This window comes from Massilia sp., assembly GCF_031995545.1.
Classification (GTDB): domain Bacteria; phylum Pseudomonadota; class Gammaproteobacteria; order Burkholderiales; family Burkholderiaceae_D; genus Telluria.
Genome location: NZ_DAMAGA010000008.1, coordinates 1 through 12,889 on the forward strand (window position 1 = coordinate 1; position 12,889 = coordinate 12,889).

Genomic DNA, 12,889 nt, shown 5'->3' on the forward strand with positions numbered 1-12,889 from the left:
AGTTTTCACGCACACCACAAAATTCATTGTATGTGGCTGCGGAACGAACTTGGGTCCCCGCCTTCGCGGGGATGACGTTTTATGGCTAACTAAATAGATCGAGCTACTTGCGGCTCGACGCCAGCCGCAGGTGCGACGCCGGATGCCGCCGCCGTTCGCGTGTCGGCTGGCGTTCGCGCGCCGCGTCGTCCACCGTCCCTTTATCGTCGCCGCTGCGCCGCATCGGCTGCAGCTGCGGCGTCCCCTCTTCCAGCCTGAACCCCGCCATCGTGCGCGACAGGGTCAACGCCTGCATCTGCAGCGTGCGCGCCGCATTGGCCGCTTCTTCCACCAGCGTGCAGTTCTGCCGCGTCACCTGATCCATCCGGACGATCGCCCCGCTCACCTCCTGCAGGTTCGAAGCCTGGCCCTGGCTGGTGGAGCCGATGCGGCTAACGATGTCCTCCACTTCGCGCACCGAACTGGCGATGCGTTCCATGCTGCTGCCGGCCTGCACCGCCCACGCCGCGCCGCCGTCCATCTCGGCTACCGACTGCGCCACCAGCGTGCGGATCTCTCGCGCCGATGCCGCCACGCGCCGCGCCAGCGCGCGCACTTCGGCCGCTACCGCGGCGATGCCCGCGCCGTCATCCGCTTCGGTGCGCGCGCGCGATGCGTCGAGCGCCGCGTTCAAGGCCAGCGTGCCGGTCTCGCTGGCCACCGCGTCGAGCTGGTCGACGATGTCGGCCACCCGCTGCGCGCTGCGCTTGCCCGATTCCAGCGTCGCGACCAAGCGCTCGACCACGTCGCCGCCCTGGTGCGCGACGTCGGCGGCGCTCACCGCCAGCCGGTTGGCAGCGCGCGCGTCGCCCTCGGTAAGACTCACGGTGGCGGACAGCACCTGCATCGAGCCGGCGGCGCCGGCCAGCGATCCGGCGCGGTACACGGCGCGGCTGCCCAGGCTCAGGCTGCCGAGCTTGATGTCGCGCGAGGCGGCGCCGATCTGGCGCGCCGCTTCGACGATGGTGCGCAGGGTGCCGTTCAGGTTGCGGATGCTGGCGTCGAGCAGGCGCGACGAGTCGGCGATCTCGTCGCCGCCGTAGTCGCGTTCGCGCACCGTCAGGTCGCCGCTGGCCAGGTCGCTGGCAGCGCTGGTGATGCCGCGGATCTCGTCCAGCAGGTAGCGCCGCACGGCGAAGGTGATCGCCAGCGACAGGCCGATCGCCAGCAGCAGCACCGCCGGCATCAGCACCGAGATCATGCGAAAGTCGGATTTGGCGCTGCTTGACGCGTCACGCGAGAGCGACTCTTCGAGCGCTGCCAGGTCGTTCAGGCGCTGCGCCACCAGCGAGAACGCGCCTTCGGCCTTGAGCATGGCGTTGGCGCCGATCGAGCCGTCCAGCGGCGCCATCTCGATCACTTCGCGCACGGCGCGCGCATAGCGCCGGTGCGCCACCGCGGCCTGCTCGACGTGACGATCTTCGGCCGCGCTGGCGGTGGCCTGCGCCAGCGCGTCGAGGCCGGCGGCGATGCGCTTGTGCTGGGCCAGGATGTCCTGGCGCAGCGGCTCGGTGCGCGCCACCGGGAAGCTGCCACCCATCCAGCTCAGCAGACGGTAGATATCGGCGTGCGCCTTCTGCGATTGCGCCGCCAGGCTGCTGGCCGCGCGCATGCTGGCGGCGCGTTGGCCGACGATGGTTTCCAGCGAGGCGTTCTGGCGCAGCATGGCGTAATAGGCGGCGCACGACAGCACCACCAGCAGCAGCAGGACGGCGCCCGGGGCGAGCAGCAATTTGGGACCGATACGGAGGCGGGCCAGCATGGCTCAGCTCACACGATCAGGCATGTGGCGGGCCGAGGAAGCGGAGCGGCGTCCGCGGGAGAAGGGGGATCTGGGCATGTCGTTCTCCGGTAGGGGTGCATGGAAGCGGTTGCCATGCACCTGACGACGTTACCGCATTGATCATGGGAATTATTTGCTCAGGCGCAAATCGTCCCGTCCCGGCACCGTCCGCTCGACCCGACTGTCGGGCAGCGGCTACACTAGCGCCATGAGCTTTCCCGCCCTCCTGGCGCGGCACCGGCGCCTGCTGGCGATCGGCCTGCTGTCGCTGCTGCTGCACCTGCTGGCGCTCGCCTGGATCGAGCGCCGCCTGGCCCTGCCGCCGCCGACCGCCGGCGGCGCGGCGCTGGCCGTGCGGCTGGCGCCGGTGGCCGCACCGACAGCACCGGCGCCAGCCGACCCGGCGCCGGCGCCGCCGGCCACACCGCCCGAGGAAGCACTGCCGGTTGCCCCGGCCCCGGCGCAGGCCAGCGCAGCGCCGGCCGCGCCACAGGAAATCCTGCCCGACGTGGCGCCCGACGCCCTGCCCGGCCAGGGAGGTGTCAGTTTCCGCTTTCGCATGCCGGCGCGCTACCGCGTGATGCCGCCCCCGCCGGTACGCCTGACTTATACCGTCACGCGCGGCGCGGCGAATGAGGGGAATGCAGAACTGACCTGGCGCAGCGACGGCAACCGCTACCAGTTACAGATGGATGGGATTTTGGGACAACGCAGCAGCACCGGCGCCATCGACGATGCCGGCGTCGCCCCCGAGCAGGCGGTCGAGGCCTTCGGCGCCGGCTCGGTCACCACCCGCTTCGACCGCAGCGCCGGCACCGTGCAGGCCGGACTCGATGCGCAGGCCGACCGGCTGGCCGAGGGCAGCCAGGACGGCGCGTCGCTGCTGGCGCAGCTGGCCGGCATGGGCCTGGCCGATCCGAGCCAGATGCGCGAGGTGCTGGAATTCTGGGTCGCCGGTCCGGGCGGCGCGCGCATCGAGCGCTATCGGGTGCTGGGACCGGAACGGATCGCGACCGGCGCCGGCGAGATGGAGGCGGTGCGTCTGGTACGAATGAGTGACAGCGGCGAGCGCCGGCTGGAGATCTGGCTGGCGCCCGGCCACGACTGGATGCCGGTGCAGCTGCGCGTCACCGAACCGGATGGTACGGCGCGCACGCAGACGCTGGCCCGGATCGAGCCAGCGCCGTAGACGGGCTTACCCCAGCTTGGCCGCGTGCTCGCGGGTCGCGTGGAAGGTCAGCTTCGGCCAGCGTTCCTGGGTCAGGCGCAGGTTGACGCCCGAGGTGGCCAGGAAGGCCATGTTCCCGGCCGCGTCAATGGCGACCTGGTGGCCGAGCTGGTTCTCGAAGTCGACCAGCGACTTCTTGTCCTCGCTCGAGATCCAGCGCGCGCTGCTGATGCTGCTGCTCTCGAACACCGCGTCCACGCCGTACTCATTGAGCAGGCGGCTGGCCACGACCTCGAACTGCAGCACGCCGACCGCGCCCAGGATCAGGTCCGAACCCAGCACCGGCTTGAACACCTGCACCGCGCCCTCTTCGCCCAGCTGCTGCAGGCCCTTGTGCAACTGCTTGACCTTGAGCGGGTTACGGATGCGCACCGTGCGGAACAGGTCGGGCGCGAAGTACGGGATGCCGGTGAAGGTCAGCATCTCGCCTTCCGAGAAGCTGTCGCCGATCTGCATATTGCCGTGGTTCGGCAGGCCGATGATGTCGCCGGCGTACGCTTCCTCGACCTGTTCGCGGCTCGAGGCCATGAAGGTCACCACCGAGGAGAGCTTCACGTCGCGCCCCAGACGCAGGTGCTTGACCTTCATGCCCTTCTCGAAGCGTCCCGAGCACACGCGCAGGAAGGCGATACGGTCGCGGTGGGCCGGGTCCATATTGGCCTGGATTTTAAAGACGAAGCCCGAGAACTTCGGTTCCACCGGTTCGACCGCGCGCACGGTGGCGTCGCGTTCGCGCGGCGCCGGGGCCCAGTCGACCAGCGCCGACAGGATCTCGCGCACGCCGAAGTTGTTGATCGCCGAGCCGAAGAACACCGGGGTCTGCACGCCCGACAGGAAGCGCTCGATGTCGAACACGTGCGAGGCGCCGTGCACCAGTTCCACTTCCATCTTCAGCTGTTCGATCTCGAGCGGGAACATCTCGGCCAGCTTCGGGTTGTCGATGCCCTTGACGATCTCGAAGGCGCCGTCCGCCTTTTCCTCGCCGGCCTTGAACAGCATGATCTCGTCCTTCAGCAGGTGGTACACCCCGCGGAAGTTCTTGCCCATGCCGATCGGCCAGGTCACCGGCGCGCATTCGATCTTGAGCACCGATTCGACTTCGTCCAGCAGTTCGAGCGGATCGCGGGTTTCGCGGTCCATCTTGTTCATGAAGGTGACGATCGGCGTATCGCGCATGCGGCACACGTCGAGCAGCTTGATGGTCTGTTCCTCGACGCCCTTGGCGGCGTCGATCACCATCAGCGCCGAGTCGACCGCGGTCAGCACGCGGTAGGTGTCTTCCGAGAAGTCCTGGTGGCCCGGGGTGTCGAGCAGGTTGATCACGTGCTCGCGGAACTCGAACTGCATCACCGAGGACGCGACCGAGATGCCGCGCTGCTTCTCGATGTCCATCCAGTCCGAGGTCGCATGGCGGCCGCTCTTGCGGCCCTTGACGGTACCGGCCAGCTGGATCGCGCCCGAGAACAGCAGCAGCTTTTCGGTCAGCGTGGTTTTACCCGCGTCGGGGTGGGAGATGATGCCGAAGGTGCGGCGGCGCCCCACTTCGCGCGCGATTGCGCCGGTCTGGCGCGACGCGCTTGCGTCGGTGGTTGCGTCAGTCATCGCTTCGGCGGCGTCCACGCCGTTCTCGGCGTTGTCCGCGCCGTCGGCGTTCAAGATATCGGTGTCGTTGGCCATGTTCGAGCCCAGTAGTCGGGCCGCGTCACGGCCCGTGAAAGGAAACCCGGGATTTTAACGTTTCCGCACCGCCCCGTGTAAATTAGTCGCTCAATCACGAACGCGGCGCCAGCCGGCGCGGTGCGCACCGCTGCTGATCGACGGCGCCAGGTCTTTCGGGATCATCTTGCCCTTGGCGTCGGTGACGATCACCTTCAGTTCGCCGTCCGGGGTGCGCACCTCGGAGGTACCCACCGCCGCGTTGCCCGACAGCGGTTCGCCGACGATGCCGTTGAGCGCCGCGCAGACGTTGAACTGGTAGATGTTGCTGGTGCCGCCCACCGAGCACTCGGTCGACGAGGTCGGCAAGTTGGTCACCACGCTCAGCGTACCGGCCACCACCTTCGGATCGATGTTGACGCGCTCGCCCTTGTTGAGGCTGAAGTCGACGAACCAGCCATTATGCTTGGCCCAGTCCAGCGTGTCGCCCGACAGGACGAAGGCCGAGTCGGCGTCGTTGGCGTCTTCGCGCGCCAGCGTTTTCTGCAGCATCGCCGGCTCCTTGCGCCAGGCGCCGGAGGCGATGGTGTCGCCGGTGTCCTTCAGCACGTAGATGCTCTGCAGCGCCGGATTGGGCACGTCTTCCAGGTCGAGCAGGCGCCCGCTGCCGAATACCACCATGCGCTTGGCGGCCGGTTCGGTGATGCCTTCCGACGCGCCGACGCGGCAGGTCGTCACTTCGGGGCGGGTCGTGATCGGCTGGCCGGTGCCGGCATCGGCCATCAGCTTGACGCGCGGGCTGCCGGGGGTCGTGAAGTCGAAGCGCCACATCTTGCCGGTATTGTCGCCGCCATACACATAGGTGACTTTCGGATCGTTGCGCGGATCCGGCGTGATGGCGGTGATCTTGGCCAGGCCGGACGGTGTGGCGGTGCTGCCGACGCCGGTCGAGATGCGGTACTTGACCTTGCCGGTGGCGACATCGACCACCAGCAGCCAGCCGGCGCCGGTGCCGCTGTTGACGCCATCGCTGCCCGGAATGTTGTTGTAGCCCGAGGTCAGGAACACCACCCAGCTCTCCTTGCCGCCGGCTTCCTCGATGGTGCCGAACTGCGGATTGCCGAAGGTGTAGCCGAGTTCCGGCTCCAGGTTGTCGCCGCTGCACACGGCCGGGTCGGCGCACAGTTCCCACAGCGCCCTGGGCGCGTCGGGATCGGTCACGTCCAGCGCGTAGTAGCCGCGCCCGCCGCGATTCAGGCCGCCCACCAGCACCGAACGCCAATTGTCGCCGATCTTCACGTCGGCCACCTCGGGCGAGCCGTCCACCGTGTACTGGTGGCTGCCGCCGTAGGTGGTGCTGGCCTGCAGATGCAGCTTCTTCATCGTCATGCGCGGCACGTAGGCCCACAGTTCCGCGCCGGTGGTGGCGTGGAAGGCATGCAGCATGCCGTCGTTGGCGCCGATGTACACGGTCGGCTCGCGCCCGGTGTTGGCGGCGCGGTAGTCGGCATAGCCGTCGCGGTCGTAGTTCTTGCGCGGGTCGCGCACATAGGCCGGCTTGGACGAAGCGATATCGCCCAGCACGATCGGCAGCGCGCCGTCGGCGCCGCTGTCGGCGGCATCGGTAAAGCTGTAGGCGCGCAGCAGCGTGTCGTCGGCGTACTGCTGCTGGCCGCGCAGCCAGTTGACGATGGTGGCGCCGCGATTGACGATGGCGCGGTTGGCGTCCGACAGGTTGGCGCACTGCGGCAGCGCGCCGCACTTGTTTTCGAACCAGCTCTTTTCCACCGTGCCGGTGAAGTTGGCGAAGGTGAAGGCTTCCAGCGCGCGCGTGCCCGGGTCCATCATCAGGATGCGGCGGTCGTCGCTGCTGGCATCGACGCGCGCGCCGAGCAGGCTGGAGGTGTTCCAGACTTCGTCGTCGCTGACCGCGCCGGTGCTCAGGTCGATCTTGCGCTTGGACAGGCGCCCGTTCCAGCGCACCGTGGTGAAGGTGGCGGCGAAGATGTCGTTGTCGACCGCCGAGATGTTCGGGGTCGAGGTCGCGGCGGCGGCGGCGGCGCCGACCTGCACTTCGATATTGCTCAGGGCCGAGCGCAGGCCCTCGATCACCTGCAGCGGGTCGGAGGCCGAGAAGTACTTGCCGTGGCCGTTGATGGCGGCGTGCCACAGGTCGTCGACGCGCGACTGCAGCGCCAGCGAACCGCTGTTCTGGCCGGTGGACGGATCGGGCCAGGTCCAGCGCCCGTCGCTGCTCCACGGGCAGCCCGAGGTGGCGCCGGTGATCACCTTGTAGAAGTCGCCGCCCTGCCTGGGCGCGGTGTCGTAGTTCGGCTCGTAGGTCATGATGCCGTCCACGCCCAGGCCGAGGGCGTAGGTCTTCATGTGCAGGCGCGTGTTCTCGCCGTCGGCAGCCGGCACCACGCCCGGCTTGTCCCAGTTTTCCAGGGTCGGACGCAGCGAATTCTGGCGCGAGACGATCTCGCTCGAGCCGCCGTTGTACCAGTACAGCGCGATGTCGGCCAGCGACGGCACGCTTTGCCCGCGCGGATCGACGCAGCCCTTGGAGCGCAGGCAGAAGCGCGCCGCGTCCTCGCGCTGGTCGTTGTTGCCCACGCCGGTCGGCGCATCGCCGTTCCAGTAGCCGTCGGTGGTGATGAAGGTGAAGTTCTGCTGGCACGGGTACTTCACCGCTTCCTGGCCCTTGGGCTTGTCGTAGGGCTCGCGGTTGGCGTACATCTTGCCGATCGCGTCCAGGGCAAGGCGCACCGGCGTGGCGCCGCTGGTGGTCATGTCGTACAGCGACGTGTACCAGTCAGTGCGGTCCTGGCCGCTGAACGGCAGCGGCTTGTTGATGGTGCCCTGCTTCTTGGCCGCCTCGGACAGCGACACCAGGCCGACGTTGTACTTGTCGGTGACCGGCTCGAATGCCTGGCCGACGGCGGTCTTCATCATCTGGTTGCGGCTTTTGTAGTAGGCGTACCAGTTGGCGAAGTTGGTCATCTCTTCGTCGTAGGTGCAGGTCTCGCCGCGGCAGTCGGTGCGCGCCGGGTCGCGCGGATAGGCGCGGCGCGAGGACACGATATTGGTGCGCACGAAAATCGAGGCGCCCAGGCCGCTGGTGGCGGTCGGCACCACGTCGCTGACCGCTTCCTTCACGGTCCAGCTCAGGCGCACGTTGCGACCCGAACCGTTGTTGGTCAGGTCGCCCAGCGCGATGTCGCGCCCGGCCGCGTTGGAAGCGGTGTCGATCAGGCACAGGGTGTTGTTGCCCTGGGCCTCGCACAGCGGCGACGAATTGCGGGTGCCGCCGGAATACGCGGTGATGGTGCCGCGGGTGCCGATCGCGTCGCGGATCGCGGTCACCACGTTGCTCGAGGAAATGCCCTTGCCGAGGGTCAGCTGGCGGGTCAGGAGCTGGACGCCGCCCAGGGTCACGCCTTTCAGGATCTGGTTGCTGCCCGAATTGGTGGTGCCATTGATGGTGAGCAGCGCAGTGGCGCCGGTGCCGGACGACACCATCAGGTTGTCGCCGGCGCGGCTGTTGTCGGTGACCGGCGAGCAGGTGCTGATCGACTTGTCGCCAGCGCCCTCCGGACAGGCGATCGGGATCACCGCCAGCTGGTTGGTACCGCCAAGGGTGATGCCGTAGCTCGAGCAAGCCGGCACGCTGGTATGGCGCGGCGTGGTGACGCAGGCGGTGAAGGGATTGGCCAGGCCGGTCTGTGCCACGATCGATGCCGCCAGCGCGCTGGCCAGCACGGCGCGCTTGTCGCTGCTGTCGCTGCCATTGGCGGCGTCCACCGCATTCCTGGTGATGACCTGGGTGCCGGACAGGCCGACCGCGGTCACGCTGTTGATGCGCAGCGCGTTGTCGCCGCTGGAGGCGCCGATGGTGATGGTGCCCCACCACGGCGCGTTCTGGTTCTCGCCCGAGAAGCGTGGGTATTTGTAGTTGCCGACGAACTTGGCCTGGCACTTGGTCAGCTTGTTGGAATCGCAGAAGCGCACCCGCGCCGGCACCGGATAACCGTCCGGCGCGTCGCCGTTGACGGCGGTGGCGGTGCAGTTGGTCATGGTGTTGTCGGTGCAGTACTCGGCGACGTTGATACTGTAATAGTAGGGCGCGCCGTCGGTCCAGGCCGGTTTGTAGCGGCTGTTGGTCGGATAGGTGTAGCCGGTGGTGTTGAGCTGGCAGTTCTCGGTGTTGCGGTCGCACCAGGCCAGGTCGGGAAAACCCGTGACCAGGTTGGTGGTGCTGTACTTGCTGCTGCCCAGCAGGTCTTCGTTGTTGACGCCGAAGCCGTCGTTCGGCACCTGGCTCCACTGGCGCGTGTTCGCGCTCGTCATCTCGTTGTACGAGGTGCCGTTGGCGCGCACCGGCGGGCGGTAGCGCGTCTTCGGGTTGTAGTACTGGCGGTTGAAGTCGCTGCTGGCGAACGGCGGGTCGCCGATGGTGCAGCCGCGGGTGCCGTCGCCGATGGTAGTGCCGGCGCGGCAGGTGTCGGGATTGGCGACGTAGTCGGGGGTGTAGGTGAAGTTCATCGACCCCGAGTTATCGTACAGCAGCATCAGGTTCGGCTTGACCGCCCCGCTGCCGCTGATGTTCAGCAGCGGCAGGGTCGAGATGGCGGTCGGATCGGCCTTGGCCGGTGTGGCAACCATGGCTGCCAGCAGCGACAGCACGGTCGCGAGGAAGGGAATCAGGCGTTGTGTCGAAAAGCGATGCATGCGCATTCCAGGTTCGTTCGTCTGTAGCGTTGGTGGTCGGCTGGCGTCAGACGCCGAGCATGACCACCATCTGGTTGACCACGTTGCCGCCGCGCGCGCCGGCGATGCGGGCAGTGATCACGTAATGCAGTTGCGGGCTGCCGGCGAAGCTTGGCGCGTCCGACGCCAGGCTCTGGCCGACCGGCACCGGGTTGCCCAGGTCGGCGCTGACCTCCGCAGTCTGGACGCACTGGTTGTCGCCGTCGTCGTAGCGCAGGCGCTGGGTGCACATGCGGTGGATCACGTACTCGACGCTGGTACCGCCCGGCCCCGGGATCACGACCTTGTTTTGCCAGAAGGTCGCGTCGCGCGGGCTGGCGCCGGGATTCATGATGGCGGTGTAGCCGGCCGCGTCGTCGTCGTCGATCAGGGCCGCCTTGTCATCCAGCGCCTTGGCCTTGAGCCACTGGAAGCCAGTGTGCAGGCCAAGGTCGGCGGCGCGGCTGAGCGAGGCGTCATAGGCCATGTTCGACACCGCCAGCGTGGTCGAATTGGTCGAGCGCAGCAGGTAGATGCTGGTCACCAGCATCACCAGCAGCATGATCAGCATCACCGGCAGCGCGATGCCGGCCTGGCGCGAAGGAACGGCGTGCTGCTTCATTCAGGCCTCCAGCCGGCGTTGCGCAGCGGGACGATGGATTCGAACACGCGGTAGCGGTAGCACTTCCAGCCGTCCGGATCGGCCTGCGTACCCAGCTTGACCTCGACTTCTTGCGGCTCGACGCCGTCGGGCTGTTCCTTGGCGAACAGCGGCGCTATTTCCGCGGTGGCGCTGCAATTGCCGTCGGCGCCGGGACGCTCGGGATGACGCGAGCGCGCCACCAGCGCTACGCGCAGCGCCACCACACGGCCGTAGTCGCCGGCACTGCCGGTCACGCCGTCGCCGTCGGCGTCGATCATGGTCGACGACCATTCACCCACTTCGGTACCCTGCCCCGGCAGGAAGGCCTGGCCGGCGCGGGTGTCGAAGCCGTACTGCGCCTTGAGCAGGACGATGTTGTCGGCCACCGGCTGCGGATTGGCGCCGGCGCCGTCCATGTCGGTCGAGCGCAGGCGCAGGTAGCTGCCGTCGCTCGACCAGGTGTGGAAGGCCAGGCGCGCGCCCTGGCCCAGGTTGAAGATGCGCGCCGTATTGCCCTGGTACAGGACGCCCAGCGCGCCGCTGTTGAAGCGCAGGCCGCTGCCGCCGATGCGCACGTACTGCGCGGCCGCGCCGCCCGGATGGGTTTCGGGGTCGGTCGCCAGCTGGGCCAGCGCGCAGTCGCCGCCACGCTGCTCGGGCGCGACCACGATCACGTCACCGAGACGAAAGCCGTACGGACGGCGGTCGACATTGAGCGTGGTGCCGCCGACGTAGTTGCCGGTCAGGCGCAGGGTGGCGGTGCCGCCGGCGGCGCTGCCGGCGTACAGGGTGATGCGGTCCGAGGCGTTGGCACCGCCCGGCTCGATCACGGCCGGGGCCAGCGGTTGCACGTTGGCCGCGCCGCGCTTGACCGTCGCCAGCTGGTAGCCGCCGGTGTCGGTGAAGCGCGTGTTGCAGCCGACCAGCAGGTTGTCGTTGAGGCCATAGCCGGCCTGTTCGATGTCGCCGCTGATCGAGAACATGGCCAGCATCCCGTTCTGCATCGAGTCCGAGCCGCCCAGGGCCGCGTCCTTGTTGCGCTGGTTGTCGGTCATGATGCGGGTCGCGAACAGCACCGCCAGCAGGCCGATCACGACGCTGACCATCAGCTCGACCAGCGAGAAGCCGGCATGGCGGCGGCGATGAGAGATCAGGTTCTTCATTCCGATTGCGACAGGTAGGACGTGATGTCGTGGCGGTTGCGCGCGCCGCTATTCGTGCGCTTCCAGCGGATCGAGATCGCGACTTCGGTACGGGTGGTGCCGGGCGCCGGCGTCACGGTGACCACGATGATGGAGCCGGGCAGACGGTCTTCGACCGCTTCGTACCACGGCGCCAGGCGCGTGCCCGGGCGCGCGTTTTCGGCCACCGCATAGTCGCCCAGGTGGGCCAGGTCGGTATTCATCACGCCCAGCAGCTCGTTGGCGGCGATGGTGGCTTCGGCGCGTAGGCCGGCTTCGGACAGCGCCGCCACCGAACGCGCCTGCAGCGCCAGGGTGCCGACCAGGCCGATCCCGAGCAGGACCACGGCCAGCAGCGCTTCGAGCAGGGCCACACCGCGCTGGGTGCGCCGGCGGAGTTTAGCGATCGCGCTCAGGTTCATTCCGGGCACCGGTTGGAGCCGGCAACGGCATTCGGATCGCAGGTCACGGCCACGCCGGCCAGGGTCAGCACCACCCTCGACGGTCTGAAGGCGCCGCTTTGCCCGGTCGGCGCGGCCAGGCCGACGCGGGTGATGCGCTGGGCGCGGGTGGTATCGACCCAGCCCAGCGGCGTGAAGTAGACGCTATTGCCGGCGCCGGGGCCGAGCGTCACCGCCAGCCTGGTCGCTGGCGGCAGGGTGGCGCCGCTGCGCCGGATCGAGCGGAACGCCGCCGGTACGCCTGCGGCGTCCTTGGGACCGGCGGTCTCGGTCGACCAGTCGCCATCGTTGAGGCAGGGAGTGTCGGTGGTGCGCAGGCAGATGTCGACGCGCCAGTCGGGCTGGCCGCCGGCGTTGGCGATGAACACCAGGCGGCTCTGGCTGTTGTTGGACAATGCCTGCAGGCGCGCGGTGGTGAAGCCTTCGGCGTAGAAACCGGCGGCGCCGGCAGCCTTGGTAGCGCTGAGCCAATCGGTCATGCGCGGCATGCCGAACGACAGCAGGAGCGCCATGATGACCAGCGCCACCATCGCTTCGACGATGGTGAAGCCGGCCATCGCGCGGCCTGCGTTTATCCTTACTGGGTGCACGTGCCCGCCTTGCGGTCGACCCAGCAGTCGGAACGCTTGGTCCAGCCGTCCGGGGCGCCGGTGGTGGCGCGGCGGCCGGCTTCGTCGAGGGTGTAGACGAAGCTGGCGGCGGCCGCGCGGCCGGTGGCGACCAGGGTGTAGCCGGTTTCGTCGGCGTCCTTGAGCTCATAAGTGAAATTGGTGGTCGAAGCCGGCACCTTGTCGAAACCGGCGTAGGTATGGCCGGTCGAGCCGCTGGACCAGTATTGCTCCAGCTGTGGCTGGGTCGCGGCGAGCGCGCTGTGCGCTTCGGCCAGGCGGGTGCGCAGCACGTAGCTGCTGTAGGAAGGCAAGGCGACGGCGGTCAGGATGCCGACGATCGCCACCGCGAGCATGAGTTCGATGAGTGTGAAACCGGACTGACGCTGCTGCATGGGATTCTCCTGGAGGGCGATATTGCCGATAAATGTTTCCACCAGGCATAATAATCGAGGAAGCTGTCAATTCCCTGAAGAAATCCTGACAAATTCCTGACTGCAGCAGATATACGACATTGTTTGGTTACAGGCAGATATCATGT

Annotated in this window: 9 protein-coding genes; 1 reads left to right on the forward strand and 8 read right to left on the reverse strand. The window is 67.9% G+C overall.

Annotated features, from left to right (window positions below; all coding sequences use genetic code 11):
* Positions 1-103: 103 nt before the first annotated feature.
* The gene (locus tag RTQ83_RS08130; RefSeq protein ID WP_312513073.1) at positions 104-1,801 is read right to left on the reverse strand and encodes a methyl-accepting chemotaxis protein; all 1,698 of its coding nucleotides are present in this window, start codon (positions 1,799-1,801) and stop codon (positions 104-106) included.
* Between the two features lie 229 nt (positions 1,802-2,030).
* Between RTQ83_RS08130 and RTQ83_RS08135 the strand changes: the two genes are divergently transcribed.
* A complete protein-coding gene (locus RTQ83_RS08135; protein WP_312513076.1) occupies positions 2,031-3,011 on the forward strand; it encodes a DUF3108 domain-containing protein in 981 nt (326 codons plus the stop codon).
* 6 nt (positions 3,012-3,017) lie between these two features.
* On the opposite strand, the gene RTQ83_RS08140 is transcribed toward RTQ83_RS08135, so the two are convergent.
* The 7 genes from RTQ83_RS08140 to RTQ83_RS08170 all read right to left on the reverse strand — a co-directional run bounded on the left by RTQ83_RS08140 (position 3,018) and on the right by RTQ83_RS08170 (position 12,743).
* Entirely contained in the window at positions 3,018-4,652 is a 1,635-nt protein-coding gene (locus RTQ83_RS08140) for a peptide chain release factor 3 (RefSeq protein ID WP_409456093.1), read from the reverse strand.
* Positions 4,653-4,817: 165 nt separating this feature from the next.
* Positions 4,818-9,437, reverse strand: a complete 4,620-nt coding sequence (locus RTQ83_RS08145) for a PilC/PilY family type IV pilus protein (RefSeq protein WP_312513081.1) — start codon at positions 9,435-9,437, stop codon at positions 4,818-4,820.
* A 46-nt stretch (positions 9,438-9,483) separates the two neighbouring features.
* Positions 9,484-10,077 (reverse strand): hypothetical protein, encoded by a 594-nt coding sequence (locus RTQ83_RS08150; protein WP_312513084.1) that lies wholly within the window; start codon positions 10,075-10,077, stop codon positions 9,484-9,486.
* Positions 10,074-11,261 carry a PilW family protein gene (locus RTQ83_RS08155; RefSeq protein WP_312513086.1) on the reverse strand — a complete coding sequence of 396 codons (1,188 nt, stop codon included), beginning with the start codon at positions 11,259-11,261 and terminating at the stop codon, positions 10,074-10,076. The genes RTQ83_RS08150 and RTQ83_RS08155 overlap by 4 nt, the downstream gene beginning before the upstream one ends.
* Positions 11,258-11,701 (reverse strand): hypothetical protein, encoded by a 444-nt coding sequence (locus RTQ83_RS08160; RefSeq protein ID WP_312513089.1) that lies wholly within the window; start codon positions 11,699-11,701, stop codon positions 11,258-11,260. The genes RTQ83_RS08155 and RTQ83_RS08160 overlap by 4 nt, the downstream gene beginning before the upstream one ends.
* Complete coding sequence (locus tag RTQ83_RS08165; protein ID WP_312513092.1) at positions 11,698-12,297, reverse strand: type II secretion system protein; 600 nt, start codon at positions 12,295-12,297, stop codon at positions 11,698-11,700. Before RTQ83_RS08165 ends, RTQ83_RS08160 begins: the two co-directional genes overlap by 4 nt.
* Before the next feature lie 20 nt (positions 12,298-12,317).
* Entirely contained in the window at positions 12,318-12,743 is a 426-nt protein-coding gene (locus tag RTQ83_RS08170) for a type IV pilin protein (RefSeq protein WP_312513095.1), read from the reverse strand.
* Positions 12,744-12,889: the final 146 nt, after the last annotated feature.

Coding starts and splice junctions, on each gene's coding strand:
- RTQ83_RS08130 (WP_312513073.1), bottom strand. CDS start 1,801: ATGCTGGCCCGCCTCCGTATCGGTCCCAAATTGCTGCTCGCCCCGGGC.
- RTQ83_RS08135 (WP_312513076.1), top strand. CDS start 2,031: ATGAGCTTTCCCGCCCTCCTGGCGCGGCACCGGCGCCTGCTGGCGATC.
- RTQ83_RS08140 (WP_409456093.1), bottom strand. CDS start 4,652: ATGACTGACGCAACCACCGACGCAAGCGCGTCGCGCCAGACCGGCGCA.
- RTQ83_RS08145 (WP_312513081.1), bottom strand. CDS start 9,437: ATGCATCGCTTTTCGACACAACGCCTGATTCCCTTCCTCGCGACCGTG.
- RTQ83_RS08150 (WP_312513084.1), bottom strand. CDS start 10,077: ATGAAGCAGCACGCCGTTCCTTCGCGCCAGGCCGGCATCGCGCTGCCG.
- RTQ83_RS08155 (WP_312513086.1), bottom strand. CDS start 11,261: ATGAAGAACCTGATCTCTCATCGCCGCCGCCATGCCGGCTTCTCGCTG.
- RTQ83_RS08160 (WP_312513089.1), bottom strand. CDS start 11,701: ATGAACCTGAGCGCGATCGCTAAACTCCGCCGGCGCACCCAGCGCGGT.
- RTQ83_RS08165 (WP_312513092.1), bottom strand. CDS start 12,297: ATGGCCGGCTTCACCATCGTCGAAGCGATGGTGGCGCTGGTCATCATG.
- RTQ83_RS08170 (WP_312513095.1), bottom strand. CDS start 12,743: ATGCAGCAGCGTCAGTCCGGTTTCACACTCATCGAACTCATGCTCGCG.